Origin of the sequence: Actinorugispora endophytica, assembly GCF_004363075.1 — a bacterium.
Taxonomy (GTDB): Bacteria; Actinomycetota; Actinomycetes; order Streptosporangiales; family Streptosporangiaceae; genus Actinorugispora; species Actinorugispora endophytica.
The window spans coordinates 95335-112261 of sequence record NZ_SNYN01000012.1 but is presented as its reverse complement, the minus strand read 5'-3'; the positions used below and the strand labels follow the sequence as shown (position 1 = coordinate 112261).

Below are 16927 nucleotides of genomic sequence, written 5' to 3'. Positions count from 1 at the left end.
TCGCGACCCGCCCGTGCAGTGCGGGAGGGTCGCGGCCGGCGCGGCCACGGCCGTCCCCCGTCGCAGGGCGGGACGGGGACCCGGGTAGGTTCCTCCCATGAGTGACGCCCGGATCTCCAAACCCCAGCCCCCCGAGCCCCCTGAGACCGCCGCCGGCGGCCCCGGCGCCGAAGTCGACGTCGCCACCTACTTCCCCGAGCCGCCCGTCGACCCGCAGCCCCCCGAACCCGGGGACTGAGAACCGCGGAGGCCGGCGGCCGAGGAGGGCCGTCCGGCCGCCTGCCCCGCGCGGCTCCCACGGGGTCAGCGGCGCAGCGCCGCGATCCCGCCCGGCGGGACGGACAGGCCGTCGGCGGGGGCGTCCGACACCGCGTCGCGCGCGTCGCGGGGCAGGCCCAGGACCGCCGGGTCCACGGTGTACGAGTCCGTTCCGTGGTTGAGGACGAACACCCAGCCGCCGTCGTTCCCCCGACGGCGCACCACCTCGACCCCCTCGGGCGGCGCGGGGCGCGCGGGAGGCGCCGCCGCGGCCAGGACCGCGGCCAGGGCGTCGTCGTCCAGGTCCGCGGAGACGTACCAGGCGCTGCCCGCCCCGTACGCGGCGCGGGTCACCGCCGGAAGGCCGTCCAGCGGTCCGCCGGCGTAGCGCGCCACCGCCTCGGCCCCCGCCAGGCGGACGTGCTCGCTCCAGCGGCGCGCCCGGCCCGTGAAGGCGCCGTCGGCCCCGGCCACCGCCGCGCCCCCGCCGTCCAGCGGGTGGAACTCCTCGACGCGCACCCCCAGCAGCCCGCGCAGGGCCCCCGCGTACCCGCCGGCGCGCACCCGCGCGTGCTCGTCGACGGTGCCGCTGAGGTAGGTCGCCACCAGTGTCCCGCCGCGCTCGACGTACCCGGCCAGTTCACGCGCCGTGGCGTCCGACGCCAGGTACATCATGGGCGCCACCAGCAGCGGCAGGTCCGGGGGGCGGGCCCCGGGAGCGGCGAAGGCCGCCGTGCGGCCCTGGCGCCGCAGCACCCGGTGGATCTGGCGCACCGCCCCGGCGTAGTCCAGGTCCGGAGCGGGCGGCGTCGCCGCGTCGAGCGCCCACCAGCACTCGGGGTCCCACACGACGGCCGCGTCCTCGGCCACGTCGGCGCCGAGCGCGCCCGCCAGCCGGGGCAGCAGCGCGCCCAGCCCGCACACCTCGGCGAAGACCCGGGAGTCGGGCCCGGTGTGCGGCAGCATGGCCGGGTGCCACTGCTCGGCGCCCCCGCGCGAGGCCCGCCACTGGAAGAACAGGGCCCCGAGCGAACCGCGCGCCACGTGCCCCACGCTGTGCCGCGCGATCTCGCCCGGGGCCTTGGGCCGCGCCGCCGGCCCGGTGTACCCGGTGGCCTGCTCCATCAGCAGCCACGGCCGGTCCCCGGCCCAGGACCGGGCCAGGTCCGCGGCGAACGCGCCCTGCTCGGCGGCGCGCCCGCCGGGAGCGTCGGGGTAGTGGTCGATCGCCACCAGGTCGAGTTCGGAGGCCCACTTCCACTGGTCGACCGGGACCCAGCCGCCGAAGGCGAAGTTGGTGGTCACCGGAACGCCGGGGGAGGCCGCGCGCAGGACGTCCCGCTGGGCGCGGTAGTGCGCCAGCATCGCGTCGGACAGGAAGCGCCGGAAGTCCAGCACGTGGGCGGGGTTGCGCAGGTACTGGGTGGCCCGGGGCGGCCGGACCTGCTCCCACGCCGAGTAGCGCTGCCCCCAGAAGGCGGTCGTCCAGGCCTCGTTGAGCGCCTCCAGCGTGCCGTGGCGCTCCCGGAGCCAGACCCGGAAGGCGTCGGCGGCGTGCTCGCCGTGGCTATGGGTGCCGTACTCGTTGTGCACGTGCCACAGCCGCAGCGCGGGGTGTCGCGCGTACCGCTCGGCCAGGGCCCGCGCGATCCGGACCGAGGCGGCCCGGTAGGCGGGCGCGCACACGTCGTAGGTGTCCCGGCTGCCGTGGGTGAGCCGCACCCCGTCGGCGCTCACCGGCATCGCCCCGGGGTGGGCCAGGGTGAACCACGGCGGGGGAGAGGCGGTGGGGGTGGCGAGCGCGGCCCCCACGCCGTTGGCGTGCAGGAGGTCGAGTACGCGGTCCAGCCACGCGAAGTCGTACTCGCCCTCGCGCGGCTCCAGCAGGCTCCAGGAGAACACGCCCACGGTGGCCAGGGTGACCCCGGCGCGCCGCATGAGCTCCATGTCCTCGTGCCAGACGGCCTCGGGCCACTGCTCGGGGTTGTAGTCGCCGCCGAACCACGGCGTCGCGGGCTCTGGACCTGGCACGCGCGGGCTCCTTATGTTCGGTTGGGCAACAAACTAATTATCCCCATCCGGCCGTCCGACACAAGGAGCAGACGTTGACCGGTCCCGAGCGCCCCCCGGGCGTCCACACCCGCCTGCCCGCGGCCGACTGGGAGGACGCCCTGGTCACCGGGAACGGCCGCCAGGGCGCCCTCGTCCACGCCGTCGCCGGCCTGCCGCGCGCCACGCTCTGCCACGAGCGGCTGTTCTGGCCGGTGGAGGAGCCGCTCGCCGCGCCCGACACCGCCGGCGCGCTGCCGGAGCTGCGCGCGCTGCTGCGCGCCGGACGCGCGCGCGAGGCCGCCGCCCGGGTGGTCGGCCTGGCGGAGGCCGGGCACCCCGGCTACGCCCGCACCCGCTGGATCGACCCGCTCACCGGGGCGGGCACCCTGGTCTTCACCCCCGACGGGGAGGCGGGGGAGGGGGGCGTGTCGCGCCGCTGCGACCACGCCGGCGCTCTGGTGACCGAGGAACTGCCCGGGGGCCTGGTCCACGAGGTGTTCGCCTCGCGCGCCGACGACGTGGTGGTCCTGCGGCTGCGCGCCCGCGGCGGCCTCGACGGGACGCTGTCGCTCACCCCGGTCCCGGGCGAGCCCCCGTCCCCGGCGACCTGGTCGGCGGGCGCGTCCCCCGGCCGCCTGCTGCTGCGCGCGGCCTTCGCCCGCCGATGGCCCGGCGCGCCCGCCGGGTACGCGCTGACCTGCCGTGTCGTGGCACGGGGCGGCGGACTCCGGTGGGGCGCGGACGCGGTCCGGGTGAGCGGGGCCGCCGAACTCCTGGTCCTCGCCCGCACGAGCGTGGCCCGCCCCGGCGAGGAGCCGCCCGGCCCGGACGACTCCCTGGCCGCGCTGCCCGCCGACTTCGCCGCGCTGCTGGCCCGACACGCCCCCCTCCACGCGGAGCTGTTCGACCGCGCGCGGATCCGGCTGACCCCGCCGGGACGGCCCGGCGAGCCCGGGAGCACGGCCGAGGACCTGCTCGCGGCCGGTCCCGGTCCGGAACTCGTCGAGCGCCTGGTCGACGCCGGGCGGTACGCGGTCATCTGCGCCTCGGGTGAGCTGCCGCCCACCCTGCAGGGGGTGTGGAGCGGCGCCCACGCGCCGCCGTGGAGCTCGGGGTACACCCTGGACGGCAACCTCGCCTCGGCCGTGGCGGCGCTGCACCCCACGGGCGTGCCCGAGCTGATGACCGCGCTGTTCGACCTGGTGGAGCCGTTGGTGGGCGACTTCGCGGAGAACGCCAGGCGGCTGTACGGCTGCCGGGGAGTGCTCCTCCCCGCGCACCTGTCCACGCACGGGCGCCACAACCACTTCGGCCCCGAGTGGTGCCTGACCTTCTGGACGGCGGGGGCCGCCTGGATCGCCCGGCTGTACTGGGACCACTACAGCCACACCGGCGACACCGCCTTCCTGCGCGAGCGGGCGCTGCCGTTCATGACCGCCGCGGCCGAGTTCTACGAGGACTTCCTCACCGAGGAGGGGTTCACCCCCTCCTACTCGCCGGAGAACACCCCCGCCGACTCCGACGGGCAGGCCGCGGCCAACGCCACGATGGACGTCGCCGCGGCGCGCGACCTGGTGCGCAATCTGCTGCGCGCGCACCGCGTCCTGGGGATCGGCGGCGCCCGGCGCTGGGCCCGGCTGGCCCTGCGGCTGCCCGGCTACCGGATCTCCCCCGAGGGCGCGCTCGCCGAGTGGGCGGGCCCGGCCGGACCGGTGGACCAGGCCGACAACCACGCGCACCGGCACGCCTCGCACCTGTTCCCCTTCTGGTACGAGGGCGACCCGGCGTTCGCCGACCCGGCGCTGCGCGCGGCGGCGGTGCGCGCGGTCCGCGCGCGCCTCGCCTGGTGGCGCGGCCAGGAGGCCGACGAGATGGCGTTCGGCCTGGTCCAGCTGGGCCTGGCCGCCGCGCACCTGGGTCTGGCCGAGGAGGCGAACGAGACGCTCGAACTCATGGCCGCCAGGTACTGGCGGCCCACCCTGGTCTCCACCCACAACCGGGGCGCGCTGTTCAACGTCGACATCTGCGGCGGCCTCCCGGCGGTGGTGGCGGCGATGCTGGTGCGCTCGCGCGAGGGCCGGGTGGACCTGCTGCCCGCGCTGCCCGCCGGATGGCCGCGGGGGCGGGCGCGCGGGCTGCGCGCCCGCGGCGGGGTGGTGGTGCGCCGCCTGGAGTGGGAGCCGGGCGGGTTCCGGGCCGAGCTCACCGCCCTGGCCCCCCGCCGCGTCCGGGTCGGCCTTCCCGACGGCACCTCCGCGGCCGTCGACCTGGCGCCCGGCCGCGTGCGGCCGGTGCGCGCCGGCCTGCCCGGCTGACCGTTCGCGGGGGCTCCGTCGACGGTCTCGGCACCGGTGTCCTGAGGTCCTCGATCCCGGAACGCCGGTGTCGGGACCCTCGTCAGAGGTCCCGCGACAGCGCGGCGATCTGCTGCGGGGTGCCCGCCATGATCGTGGCCGCGTGCTTCGTGACGGCCTCGACGGGCCAGTTCCACCACTGGCTCTCGAGGAGGAGGGCGACCTCCTCCTCGGTGAACCGGGAGCGGACGAGTCGAGCGGGGTTGCCGCCGACGACCGCGTAGGGCGGCACGTCCTTCGTCACGACGCTGTGGGCGCCGATCACCGCCCCGTCGCCGACGGTGACGCCCGGCATGACGACGGACTCCCGGCCGATCCAGACGTCGTTGCCGATGACCGTGTCGCCCTTCGTCGGGAGCGACATGAAGGTCTCCAGCGTGGCGTCGGTCCAGTCCCCGCCGAACATGGTGAAGGGGTAGGTGGACGGCCCCGCCATCGGGTGGCTGCCGCCCGGCATGAGGAACCGCGCGCCGGGGCCGATGGCGCAGAACCGGCCGATCCGGAGCCGCTGGGGGCCGTAGTTGTAGAGCACGTTGGCGGTCTCGAAGGGGCCGCGCCGCCCCTCGTCGTCGTAGTAGGTGTACTCGCCGACCTCGATGAGCTCGGAACCGATCTGGTTGCGCAGGAAGACGACGTTCGTGAGCTCGGGGCGGGTGGACGGGTGCGGCTGGGCGGGGTCGGGTGCGGGCATTCTCTTCTCCTTCGTGGTGGGGTCGGTGGGGTCGGTGGGGGCGCCGGAGTGCGGGGTCCTCACGCCCCGGCCGCTCCGGCGAGGGCGGCGCGGGCGTAGGCGTCCGCCTCGTCGCGGGTGAGCGCCCGCCCCAGCAGCACGCGGTGGTGGTAGAGCGGGCCGGTCGCCGCGATGAGCAGGCGGTCGGGGTCGGTGCCGGCCGGGACCTCGCCCCGGTCGACGGCGCGCTGGACCGCCACGGCGCACCGCTCGTAGCGGTCCGCCCAGAAGCGGCGCAGGGCCTGCGCGGCCTCGGGGGACCGGAAGGAGGCCGCGATCACCGCCAGGGTCGGCGACGGATCGGCGCTCAGGGCGTCGCGGACCTCCCTGTTGACCGCGATCAGGTCGCCCTCCAGGGAGCCGGTGTCGGGCGCGCGCCAGTCGTCCTCGGCGCCCAGGTCGAGCAGGTCGACCAGGAGCATCGGGACGCTGCCCCACCTGCGGTAGACGGTGGTCCGGTGGACCCCCGACCGGTCGGCGACCGCCTCGATGGACAGGGCGTCGTACCCGTCCTCGGTGAGCAGGGCGTTGACGGCGGCCAGGACGTCGGCGCGCACCCGCGCGCTCCGCCCGCCGGGCCGCCTCGCGGGAACGGGGTGAGCCATAGGCCAAGACTAACGCTACTTTCGTAGTGTTAAGAACGGGCCCGCGACCGACCGCGGGCGAGATCCGGTTCACGTGAACCGTTGACGTTTGTTCGTTGTCTGCCCAAACTAATTAGGAGTCCCCCCGACGAACGCAAGCAAGGAGCCGGAATGCTCTACAGGCCGCCCATGGCCCCCCGCGAGCTCTTCGTGGCGGATCCCCCGCCGCTTCCCGTGCCCGGGTACGGTGCCCCCGGGCCGTCGTCGGTCGTGCGGGCCGAACCCGTGGAGGTCACCGACCGCGGGGTCGAGCTCAAGGCCGTGACCACGTCGGAGGAGACCCTCACCGTGCGGGTCACCGCCTCGGCGCACGGCGTCGTCCGGGTCCGGCTCGGCTCCGGACCCGACGCGGAGACCAGGGCGGCGAAGGCCGTCGCCCTGGTCCGCTCGGACCCCGACGCGCCCGTCGAGGTGAGCGCCGACGCCGACCGGATCGTCGTGGCGACCGGGCCGCTGCGCGCGGAGATCACCCTGGACCCCTGGCACCTCCGGTTCACCGACGACTCGGGACGGCTCCTCACCGAGCAGGACCGGGGCCACGTGGACATCAGCGGACGCCTCCGCACCCTGCCCTTCGGCCGCAGCACCGTGGACGGCGCCACCGCCTACCACGAGTCCCTCGCCGCGGCGGCCGACGAGCGCTTCAGCGGTCTCGGCGAGCGCTTCACCCCGCTGGACCTGCGCGGCCGCCGCGCCCTGATGTGGAACTTCGACGCCTTCGGCGCCGAGTCGGACCGCTCCTACAAGAACGTCCCGCTGTACGTGTCCAGCCGCGGCTACGGCCTGCTCGTGGACACCGGCAGCCCCGCCGAGTTCGACATGGGCCAGTCCACGCACAGCTGCGTGCAGGTCGTCGTCCCCGACGACCTGCTCGACTACCACGTCATCGCGGGCCCCGGCCCCCGCGAGGTCCTGAACCGCTTCAACGCGCTCACCTCGCGCCCCGCACTGCCGCCCAAATGGGCGTTCGGCACGTGGATCTCCTCGGGCTTCGTCCGCGACACCCAGGAACGCGTCATGGAGCGCGCCCGCACCATCCGCGAGCGCGGCATCCCCTGCGACGTGCTGCACCTGGACTGCTACTGGCAGGCCGAAGGGCACTGGTCCGACCTGGACTGGGACCCCCGGGCGTTCCCCGACCCCGCCCGCATGCTGGCCGACCTCGACGCGATGGGCTTCAGGGTCTGCCTGTGGATCAACCCCTACGTCTCGCACCGCAGCCCGCACTTCGCCGAGGCCGCCGAACGCGGCTACTTCCTGCGCGACGCCTCCGGGGGGACCTACGTCGCCGACGCCTGGCACGGCTCCCACCCGGCCGTGGGCATCGTCGACTTCACCGACCCGGAGGCCGCCGCCTGGTACACCGGCCGCCTCCGGCCCCTCCTGGAGCAGGGCGTCGCGGTGTTCAAGACCGACTTCGGCGAGGGTGTGCCCGCCGACGCCGTCGCCGCCAACGGCATGACCGGCACCGACCTGCACAACGTCTACACGCTGCTGTTCAACGACGCCGTCGCCGCGGTGACCCGCGAGGTCAACGGGCACGACCTGGTGTGGGCGCGCTCGTCCTACCTGGGCGGGCAGCGCCACTCGGCCCAGTGGAGCGGCGACAGCCAGTGCTCCTTCCCGGCGATGGCCGCCACCCTGCGCGGCGGCCTCAGCCACGGCCTCAGCGGGGTGCCGTTCTGGAGCCACGACGCGGGCGGGTTCAACGGCACCCCCGACACCGACCTGTACGTGCGCTGGGCCCAGTTCGGCGCGTTCTCCCCCCTGGTGCGCTTCCACGGCACCACCACCCGCGAGCCCTGGCACTTCGCCCCCGAGGTCGAGGCGGCGGTCGTGGAGGCGCTGCGGCTGCGGTACCGGCTGATGCCGTACCTGTACTCGGCGGCCGTGGAGTCCGCGCGCACCGGCGTGCCGCTCATGCGGGCGCTGTGCGTCGACTACGCCGACGATCCGCTGTCCTGGCGCGCGGAACTGGAGTACCTGCTCGGCCCCGACCTCCTGGTCGCGCCCGTCTGCTCGCCCGAGGGCGTACGCGACGTCTACCTCCCGCCCGGCCGGTGGGTGGACCACTGGAGCGGCCGCGTGCACGAGGGCGGCCGATCGGTCCGCCTGCACCCGCGGCTGGAGCAGGTCCCGCTGTTCGTGCGCCTCGGCGCGCTCGTCCCCGTGGCCCCGCGGGCCGAGACCGTACCCGACGGGCCGTCCGGCCCGCTCACCCTCGTCAGCTGGGGCGGCCTGGGCAGGCGCGCCGTCATCCGAGACGTCGACGGCGACACCGTCGTCACGGCCGTGCGCGAGGACGCCACCCTGCGCGTCCACGCGGACGGCCCGGCCCGCATCACCGGTGTGGAGATCGTTCCCGTGCACGGACTCACCCCACCCGAGCAGGTGGAACTCCACCGCTGACGGCGGTTCGCACCACCGCCCGGGACAGCCCCGGGCGGGCTCCACCCCCACGTCAGGAGCAGATGTGACACCGGCAGACCGAGCAGCACCCCGTACCCCGCCGAGAGCCGGGGCGACACGCGGACTCCTCACCCGCGTGATCGCCGCCGCGGCGACCCTGGCCACCGCGGCCGCGCTGACCGCCGCCACCGCGGCCACGGCGCCGGCCGCGGCCGACACCGGATACACCTGGGACAACGTCGAGGTCGTCGGTGGCGGCTTCGTCCCCGGCATCGTCTTCAACCAGAGCGAACCGGGCCTGGCCTACGCGCGCACCGACATCGGCGGCGCGTACCGCTGGAACCCCTCCACCGAGCGGTGGGTCCCGATCCTGGACCACGTCGGCTGGGACGACTGGAGCCACAGCGGCGTCGTCAGCATCGCCACCGACCCCGTCGACCCCGACCGCGTGTACGCGGCGACGGGCACCTACACCAACGACTGGGACCCCAACAACGGCGCGATCAAGCGCTCGGACGACCGCGGCGAGACCTGGCGGACCACCGAGCTGCCGTTCAAACTCGGCGGGAACATGCCCGGCCGCGGCATGGGCGAGCGCCTGGCCGTGGACCCCAACGACAACAGCGTGCTGTACTTCGGCGCGCCCAGCGGCCACGGGCTGTGGCGCAGCACCGACCACGGCGCGACCTGGGCGGAGGTCGGGAACTTCCCCAACCCCGGGAACTACGTCGCCGACCCCTCCGACCCCGGCGGCTACTCGGGCGACAACCAGGGCGTGGTGTGGGTGACCTTCGACCCCGGCAGCGCCTCGGCCGGGCAGGTCACCCAGGACGTCTACGTCGGCGTCGCCGACAAGGAGAACACCGTCTACCGCAGCACCGACGGCGGCTCCACCTGGGAGCGCGTCCCCGGACAGCCCACGGGCTTCCTCGCCCAGAAGGGGGTCCTGGACCACGAGAACGGGCAGCTGTACATCGCCACCAGCGACACCGGCGGCCCCTACGACGGCTCCGACGGCGAGGTGTGGCGCTACGACGTCGCCGGGGGCTCCTGGACCGAGATCACTCCCCCCGAGAACGACGGCTTCGAGTACGGGTTCAGCGGCCTGGCCGTCGACCGCCAGGACCCCGACACCATCATGGTGGTCAGCCAGCTCCTGTGGTGGCCGGACATCCGGGTATTCCGCTCCACCGACCGCGGCGCCACCTGGAGCCAGCTCTGGGAGTTCGCCGGCTACCCCGACCGGACCCTGCGCTACGAGCTGGACCACTCCGGCGCGCCGTGGCTCGACTTCAACAAACAGCCCAACCCGCCCGAGCCCAGCCCCAAGCTCGGCTGGATGACGCAGTCCCTGGAGATCGACCCGTTCGACTCCGACCGCATGATGTACGGCACCGGCGCGACCGTCTACGGCTCGGACAACCTCACCGAGTGGGACTCCGGCGGCACCATCGACATCGAGGTGCGCGCCCAGGGCCTGGAGGAGACGGCCGTCCAGGACCTGATGAGCCCGCCGTCGGGTCCGCCGCTGGTCTCGGGGCTCGGCGACATCGGCGGCTTCGTGCACGAGGACCTCGACGTCGTGCCCGACTCGATGTTCGACGCGCCCTTCCACGGCAACACCCGCAGCGTGGACTTCGCCGAACTGGCCCCGGCCACGATGGTCCGGGTCGGCGAGGCGGTCGACGGCGAGGTGGACTCGCACATCGGCGTCTCCACCAGCAGCGGTTCCAGCTGGTGGGCGGGCCAGGAGCCGTCCGGTGTCACCGGGGCGGGAACGGTGGCGGTCAACGCCGACGGTTCGCGTGTCCTGTGGAGCCCCGACGGCACGGGCGTGCACCACTCGACCACGCTGGGCTCGTCCTGGACCGCCTCCACCGGGGTTCCGGCGGGCGCGCGGGTCGAGGCCGACCGGGTGGACCCGGACACGTTCTACGCGGTCGCCGGAGGCGGGTTCTACACCAGCACCGACGGCGGCGCCACGTTCACCGAGTCCGCCGCCGCCGGCCTGCCCGCCGAGGGCAACGTCCGCTTCGGCGCGGTCCCCGGCCACGAGGGCGACGTCTGGCTCGCGGGCGGGGCGCCCGGAGGCGCCTACGGCATGTGGCGCTCCACCGACGCGGGCGCCACGTTCACCCGGATCGCCGACGTGGACGAGGGCGACTCGGTCGGCTTCGGCAAGGCCGCGCCGGGTGGGAGCTATCCGGCGGTGTACACCTCGTCCAGGATCAACGGGGTGCGCGGGATCTTCCGCTCCGACGACGCGGGCGAGACCTGGACGCGCGTCAACGACGACCGGCACCAGTGGGCGTGGACGGGCGCGGCCATCACCGGGGACCCCCGCGTCTACGGGCGGGTCTACGTCGGCACCAACGGCCGCGGGATCATCGTCGGCGACCTGGCCGAGCAGCCGGCCCCGGACCCGAGCGGGGAGCCGAGCCCCGACCCGAGCGGCGAGCCCTCCGGGGAGCCGAGCCCCGACCCGGACGCGGCCTGCTCGGTGTCGTACACGGTGACCGGCGAGTGGCAGGGCGGCTTCCAGGGCCAGGTGGACGTCACCAACACCGGCGACGCGCTGGTCGACGGCTGGGAACTGGAGTGGGCGTTCCCCGGGGACCAGCGGATCGGCCAGGCATGGGGCGCCGAGGTCACCCAGGACGGGGCGGACGTCACCGCGTCCAACGCGGGCTGGAACGGCCACATCGTGCCGGGCGGGACGGTGGGATTCGGCTTCCTCGGCACGGGCGGCGCGGGCGCGGGACCGGACGGGTTCGTCCTCAACGGCCAGGAGTGCTCGACCTCCTGAGGGAAGCTCCGGCGCGGGGGGTGTTTGGGGCTCTGTCGGGTCGGGGTCCGCCCGGGGCCTGTTACGGCGGGCGGCGGCGGGCAGGGCTGGAGGCCCGCGCGTCCCCGCCGGATGTCCGTGACGCGGCGGTTGGAGGGCCGGTTCCGCCCTCGCTCGGAATGATCATGGGCTTTCTGCCCTTCCAGACCCCGAAACGGGCAGAAAACCCAAGACTGCCAACGAACCCCCACACACAACGGACACTATGGGCGCGGCCTCGCCCCGTCCCCGCCGTCGCCGCCCGCTGTAACCAGGCCCCGGGCGGACCCCGACCCGACAGAGCCCGAACCACCCCTGCGGCGGAGGTTCCCTGACGGGACCCGGTCCGACCCTCCCGAACCGGAAGGGGCGGACCGGGGGCGCCGCTCGTCAGCCGCTGACGGCGCGCACCGCCTCCGGGGCCGGACCGGCGACCGCCTCGGGGCGGGGGGGGCCGACGAGTCCGCGCGGTGGTGGGCACCGGCGCCCCGCGCCTCACGGGGGGAGGGGCGGGGCGCCGGGCGGTGAAGGGGAGGGGTCAGCCCTTCACCGCGCCGATGATCACTCCCTTGGTGAAGTGCCGCTGCACGAACGGGTACATGGCCAGCACCGGGACCAGCGCGATCACCACGATGGCCATCTGCAGGGCCAGGCCCGGCGGCAGCGAGCTGGCCTGCGAGGTGTCGGCGAGGGAGCCGGCGCTGATGTTCTGGCCCTGCTGCACGTACTGGCGGAGCACCAGCTGGAGCGGCCACTTCGCGTTGTCGTTGATGTACAGGACCGCGTTGAAGAAGGCGTTCCAGTACCCGACCGCGTAGAACAGCCCGACCACGGCGGTGACCCCCTTGGACATCGGGAGCACCAGCCGGGTCAGGATCTTCCACTCGCCGGCGCCGTCCACCCGGGCGCTGTCGGAGACCTCGGCGGGGATGCTCATGAAGAACGCGCGCATCACCACCAGGTTGAAGGCGTTCACCGCGGTCGGCAGGATCAGCGACCAGTAGCTGTCGATCATCCCCAGCGAGCTGACCAGCAGGTAACTGGGGATCATGCCGGGGCCGAACAGGAAGGTCAGCAGCACCAGGAACAGCAGCGGCCGGTGCAGCAGCGACCCCGGCCGCGACAGCCCGTAGGCGGCCAGGACGGTGGTGGCCAGGCTGATCGCGGTGCCCACGGTGGTGACCCCGACGCTCACCACGACGGCGCGGGTGACCACGCCGCCCGCGAACAGTTCGGCGTAGGCGGCGAACGAGAACCCGCGCGGGACCACCACCAGCCCGCCCGCGTCGTTGACGGCCGAGGCGGGGGACAGGCTGGTCAGCACCACCACGTAGATCGGGAACAGGACCGCCAGCAGGATCGCGCCGAGCACGGCGGCCTTGGCGCCCTGCTCCAGGGGAGTGGGCGCCTCGGCCCAGGCCGGGCGCCGCGTCGTCAGTGTCATCTGTGCCATCCGGAAGTCGCCATCACGTTCGCCGGTAGATTCCGTTCTCGCCCATCCGGTGGGCGACCTTGTTGGCCACGAGGATCAGGACCAGCCCCACCATCCCCTTGACCAGCCCCGCCGCCGCGCCGTAGCTCCATTCGCCCACCGCCAGGGTCCGCCAGTAGACGAAGGTGTCCAGGACCTCGGCGGCCTGCCTGCCCACGGCGTCGCGCTGCAGGAAGAACTGCTCGAAGCCCACGTTCAGGGAGTCGCCCAGGCGCAGGATCAGCAGCAGGACGATGACCGGGCGCAGCCCCGGCAGGGTGATGTGCCACAGCCTGCGCCACCGCCCCGCGCCGTCCGCCGCCGCGGCCTCGTACAGGTTCTGGTTGATGGCGGCCAGCGCCGCGAGGAAGATGATCGTCCCCCAGCCCGCGTCCTTCCAGACCACCTCGGCGGTGACCAGGAGCAGGAACGCGTCGGGGTCGGTCATGATCTCCAGCCCCCCGTACCCGTTCCGGCGCAGGAGCTGGGAGATCAGTCCCGCGCCGCCGATGATCTGCTGGAACAGGGTGATGACCAGCACCCAGGAGAAGAAGTGCGGCATGTACACCACGGTCTGCAGGAACAGCCGCAGCCGGGGGGACATGACGCTGTCCAGCAGGACCGCCAGCGCGATCGGGAGGGGGAAGTAGAACACCAGCTGGAACACGGTGATGGTCAGCGTGTTGAGGGTGGCGTCCCAGAAGGAGGTGTCGGTGAGCAGCCAGTAGAAGTTGTCGAAGCCGACGAAGGGGCTGTCCCAGAAGCCCCGGTAGGGCGAGTAGTCCTGGAACGCGATGACGTTGCCCAGGGTCGGGGTGTAGTGGAAGACGGCGAGCAGGCCCAGGGCGGGAACGGTCATCAGGAGCAGCTGCCAGTCCCTGCGCAGCCGGGCGCGCAGCGACTTCCCCGGGGGGCGGTCCCGGCCGGCGCGTCCGGCGCGCGGGCGGGCCGCCCCGTCGGCCGGGGCGGCGGGCGCGGGCTCCGGACGCCCCGGCCCGGTCCGGGCCGTGTGGTCAATCACGGCCGTACTCGACGAGCACGTCGGCGTAGAAGTCGCGTGCGGCGTCGCCGCCGTCGCTCCTCCACTCGGCGACGATGTCGCCCAGTTCGCCCACCTCGCGGCGGCCGCGCAGGATGTCCTCGATCTTGTCCTCGGTGGGCTGCTCGGCGCTGGCGTAGGAGGAGGGGCGCTGGATGCGGATGCCTTCGAAGGGGTTGTCCTCGCCGTACTGGGCGGCGTCGTTGAACCAGGTGGTGAAGGACTCCACGTAGTCGGGGTACTCGCTCTCGGAGACGGCGTTGTTGCGCCCGCTGATGAACAGGTAGCCGTTGGAGACCTCCTTCTGCCCGAGCTCGGTGAGCCTGGGCGCGCCGTTGTCGTCGGGCTCGTAGTGCTCGCCCTCGGCGCCGTAGCGGTAGGTCATGTACTCGGCGGTGCCGAAGGGCGCGGCGCAGTAGTCCAGGACCGACAGGATCTCCCTGACCCTGTCCTCGCCGAGGTCCTTCCTGACGAACACGCTCTGGTTGGAGGGGTCGTTGCGGTGCAGCGACGGGGTCCCGCCGTCGTGCGCGAAGGCCGGGACCAGGTCCATGCGGAAGTCGGGGGACTGGCCCAGCATCGCCTGGTAGGTCTCGGTCCAGGCGCCGAGGCCGTCCTGGCCGAGCACGATCGCGCCGCTGTTGAACAGCTCCTTGGAGTTGGCGCCCGAGCCCGACGCGATGTCGGGGTGCACGAGCCCGGCGTCGTAGACCCGGCGCATGAAGGCCACGGCCTCCTCGAACTCGGGGGTCTCGTAGCGGTGCACGAGGCCGCCGCCCTCGCGGCGCCATTCGCGCGGGGCGCGGAAGACCTGGCGGACCACCCGGTAGAAGTCGCCGAACGCCCAGCGGTTGCCGCGCGGGTCGTTGACCTCCTCGCCGAGGGCGAACAGCTCGTCGGCGGTGCCGGGGACCTCCCAGCCGTGCTCGTCGAACAGGTCCCTGCGGTAGAAGATCCATTCGGACAGCGGGTCGGTGGGCCAGGGGACGCCCTGGAGCCGGTCGCCGAAGACGCTCCACTTCCAGGAGTCGGTGGGCAGGCTCGCCAGCATGCGGTACGGGTCCACCGCGCCTCCGGCCAGGTACGGGGTGAGGTCCTCGAACAGCTGCGGGGCGGCCTCGGAGAAGGAGGGGATGAGGTTGATGACCCAGTCCGGGATCATCGTGATGTCCACGACGTCGCGCGCGGCGATCACCGCGTTCATCTTGTCGATGATCGTGTTGCCGTCCTGGAACTGGAAGTCCACGGTCGCGCCGAGTTCGGCGTTGACCAGGTCGTAGAAGGAGTTGCGGCCCAGGCCGGGCGGGATCGGGCCCCACAGCGGGGCCATCGCCTGGTAGCTGCCGCCGCTGCCCGGGACGCCCTCGACGGCGCGCACCAGGGTCTCGGGGTAGGAGGTGAACCCGGGCGGGGCGCCGTGCAGGCCCGGGATGTCCGGCTCGACCGCCTGGAACGGGATGTGGTCGGGGACGAGCGCGTCGAGCCGGTCGAGGTCCGCCGCGGTTCCGCCGCCGTCTCCCGGGCGGGGGCCGTCGGGGGCGCAGGCCGAGAGCAGTCCGCCGCCCGCCAGGGCCGCTGTCGCGGCGCCCGTGAGGCCGATGAAGCGGCGCCGGCTCGTCTGGACGCCGGGATGGGGTTGTCTCATGGCGTTCCTTCGCGGAGAGGGGTGTGGGCTGGGATCCCGGGCCGCGTCCTGCGGGTGCGCCCTGGAGTCCGGGGACCGGTCGCGTTAGAATTAGTTCGGCTTGCAGACAAACAAATTACTCCCCGGGTGACGCAGACCACAAGATCCCGTCGGCGGGCGGCATCCGGGAACGGGGGGCGAAGCGCGCGGTGATCGGCAACTCGAGGGATCCCAACAAGGCGGACGTCGCGGACGTGCGCGCCACCAACCTGGCCGTGGTGCTGCGCTGCGTGCGCGAGCGGAGCCCCTGCTCGCGGGCGGACGTCGCCGCGGCCACCGGCCTGAACAAGACCACGGTCTCCAGCCTGGTGTCCGAACTCCTGCGGCGCAGGCTGCTGCGCGAGACCGGCACCACCGGCAACCGCGTCGGCCGCCCGGCCGTCATGCTCACCCTGGACGGCGCCTCGTGCGCCGCGATCGGGATCGAGGTCGGCGCGGACTCCCTCACCGCCGTCGCCGTGGACCTGGCGGGGCGCCCGGTGCTGTCCTGGCGGCGCGCCTTCCCCGGCGCGGCCTCCTCTCCGCCGCGCGCGGTCACGGCCGTGGCGGCGCTGGCGCGCCGGGTCATCACCCGCACCGAACGCGACGGCCGCCAGGTCCTGGGCCTGGCGGTGGCCCTGCCCGGCCTGGTCGACGCGGACGGGCGCGCCCGCCTGGTGCCCTCCCTGGGCTGGCGCGACGTCGACTTCGCCGCGGGCCTGGTGGACGCGCTGCGCGGCCCCGGCTTCCCGGTGGAGATCGGCAACGACGCCGACTTCGCGGTTCTGGCCGAGCACCGCTTCGGCCCGCACGCGGGCACCGCCGACCTGGTCTACCTCACCGGGGGGGTGGGCCTGGGCGCGGGCCTGCTCCTGGACGGGGCGCTGCGCCGGGGCCACACCGGCCACAGCGGCGAGGCGGGCCGCATCCGGGTGCCCGCCGCCGAGGGGGACGCCCGGCTGGAGGAGCTGGCGTCGGCGGCCGCCGTCGTCCGACGGGCCTCGCCCGGCGAACCCGCCGACGACGCGCGCCCCTCCCGGGCCGAGCTGGAGCTGCGGATCGGCGAGGTCGTCGCCCGCGCCCGCGCGGGCGACCCCGCGACCCTGTCGGGGCTGGCCGCGGCGGCCCGCGACCTCGCCGCGGGGGTGGCCGTCCTGGTGGACGTGCTCGACCCGCGCCGGGTGGTCCTGGGCGGCTACTACGCGGACCTGGCCCCCTGGCTGCTGCCGGTGGTCAACGGGGAACTGGCCGGGCGCGCCATCGCCCCCGACCCCGGGGAGCCGATCGCGGTGGCCTCCGCCCTGGGGCTGGACGCCCCCGCGCTCGGAGCCGCCGCGCGCATCCTGGACGCCGTCGAGTCGGGCCGCCTCCCCGACGGCGGCGCCCCGCCCGCGCCCGCGGCCGAGAGGGCGGTCCCCCGGTACCGGTGACGTCCTCCCCCCGCCGGTCCCGCCCCCGCGGCGGGACCGGCGGGAGGAGCAAA

Annotated in this window: 11 protein-coding genes; 5 read left to right on the top strand and 6 right to left on the bottom strand. The window is 74.5% G+C overall.

Annotated features, from left to right (window positions below; translation table 11 throughout):
- Positions 1 to 97 precede the first annotated feature (97 nt).
- Positions 98 to 238 (top strand): hypothetical protein, encoded by a 141-nt coding sequence (locus tag EV190_RS23445; protein WP_166655469.1) that lies wholly within the window; start codon positions 98 to 100, stop codon positions 236 to 238.
- A gap of 65 nt (positions 239 to 303) precedes the next feature.
- Here EV190_RS23445 and EV190_RS15385 read toward each other — a convergent pair whose 3' ends face one another.
- On the bottom strand, positions 304 to 2289 hold the full coding sequence (locus EV190_RS15385; protein WP_243742596.1) for a beta-galactosidase: 1986 nt from the start codon (positions 2287 to 2289) through the stop codon (positions 304 to 306).
- A 74-nt stretch (positions 2290 to 2363) separates the two neighbouring features.
- On the opposite strand from EV190_RS15385, the gene EV190_RS15380 reads away from it, so the two are divergent.
- Positions 2364 to 4625, top strand: coding sequence for a glycosyl hydrolase family 95 catalytic domain-containing protein (locus EV190_RS15380; protein ID WP_133742252.1), 2262 nt, complete (start codon positions 2364 to 2366; stop codon positions 4623 to 4625).
- A gap of 82 nt (positions 4626 to 4707) precedes the next feature.
- On the opposite strand, the gene EV190_RS15375 is transcribed toward EV190_RS15380, so the two are convergent.
- Positions 4708 to 5355 (bottom strand): CatB-related O-acetyltransferase, encoded by a 648-nt coding sequence (locus EV190_RS15375; RefSeq protein WP_133742251.1) that lies wholly within the window; start codon positions 5353 to 5355, stop codon positions 4708 to 4710.
- Between the two features lie 59 nt (positions 5356 to 5414).
- Positions 5415 to 5999: a TetR/AcrR family transcriptional regulator gene (locus tag EV190_RS15370; RefSeq protein WP_133742250.1), complete on the bottom strand. Its 585-nt coding sequence runs from the start codon at positions 5997 to 5999 to the stop codon at positions 5415 to 5417.
- Between the two features lie 150 nt (positions 6000 to 6149).
- On the opposite strand from EV190_RS15370, the gene EV190_RS15365 reads away from it, so the two are divergent.
- Both EV190_RS15365 and EV190_RS15360 read left to right on the top strand, forming a co-directional pair.
- On the top strand, positions 6150 to 8447 hold the full coding sequence (locus EV190_RS15365) for a TIM-barrel domain-containing protein (protein ID WP_133742249.1): 2298 nt from the start codon (positions 6150 to 6152) through the stop codon (positions 8445 to 8447).
- A gap of 136 nt (positions 8448 to 8583) precedes the next feature.
- The gene (locus EV190_RS15360) at positions 8584 to 11253 is read left to right on the top strand and encodes a cellulose binding domain-containing protein (RefSeq protein ID WP_279536621.1); all 2670 of its coding nucleotides are present in this window, start codon (positions 8584 to 8586) and stop codon (positions 11251 to 11253) included.
- A gap of 556 nt (positions 11254 to 11809) precedes the next feature.
- Here EV190_RS15360 and EV190_RS15355 read toward each other — a convergent pair.
- From EV190_RS15355 to EV190_RS15345, 3 genes are read right to left on the bottom strand one after another with little or no spacing between them, the layout of a single operon-like run.
- On the bottom strand, positions 11810 to 12724 hold the full coding sequence (locus EV190_RS15355; RefSeq protein ID WP_243742595.1) for a carbohydrate ABC transporter permease: 915 nt from the start codon (positions 12722 to 12724) through the stop codon (positions 11810 to 11812).
- A gap of 13 nt (positions 12725 to 12737) precedes the next feature.
- Entirely contained in the window at positions 12738 to 13763 is a 1026-nt protein-coding gene (locus tag EV190_RS15350; RefSeq protein ID WP_243742594.1) for an ABC transporter permease, read from the bottom strand.
- Positions 13756 to 15426, bottom strand: coding sequence for an extracellular solute-binding protein (locus EV190_RS15345; RefSeq protein WP_133742247.1), 1671 nt, complete (start codon positions 15424 to 15426; stop codon positions 13756 to 13758). The genes EV190_RS15350 and EV190_RS15345 overlap by 8 nt, the downstream gene beginning before the upstream one ends.
- Positions 15427 to 15614: 188 nt before the next feature.
- On the opposite strand from EV190_RS15345, the gene EV190_RS15340 reads away from it, so the two are divergent.
- Complete coding sequence (locus EV190_RS15340; protein ID WP_133742246.1) at positions 15615 to 16874, top strand: ROK family protein; 1260 nt, start codon at positions 15615 to 15617, stop codon at positions 16872 to 16874.
- Positions 16875 to 16927 lie beyond the last annotated feature (53 nt).

Excerpts from the sequence above, each read along its gene's own strand:
- EV190_RS15345 (WP_133742247.1), bottom strand. The coding sequence starts at position 15,426 with ATGAGACAACCCCATCCCGGCGTCCAGACGAGCCGGCGCCGCTTCATC.
- EV190_RS23445 (WP_166655469.1), top strand. The coding sequence starts at position 98 with ATGAGTGACGCCCGGATCTCCAAACCCCAGCCCCCCGAGCCCCCTGAG.
- EV190_RS15370 (WP_133742250.1), bottom strand. The coding sequence starts at position 5,999 with ATGGCTCACCCCGTTCCCGCGAGGCGGCCCGGCGGGCGGAGCGCGCGG.
- EV190_RS15375 (WP_133742251.1), bottom strand. The coding sequence starts at position 5,355 with ATGCCCGCACCCGACCCCGCCCAGCCGCACCCGTCCACCCGCCCCGAG.
- EV190_RS15365 (WP_133742249.1), top strand. The coding sequence starts at position 6,150 with ATGCTCTACAGGCCGCCCATGGCCCCCCGCGAGCTCTTCGTGGCGGAT.
- EV190_RS15355 (WP_243742595.1), bottom strand. The coding sequence starts at position 12,724 with ATGGCACAGATGACACTGACGACGCGGCGCCCGGCCTGGGCCGAGGCG.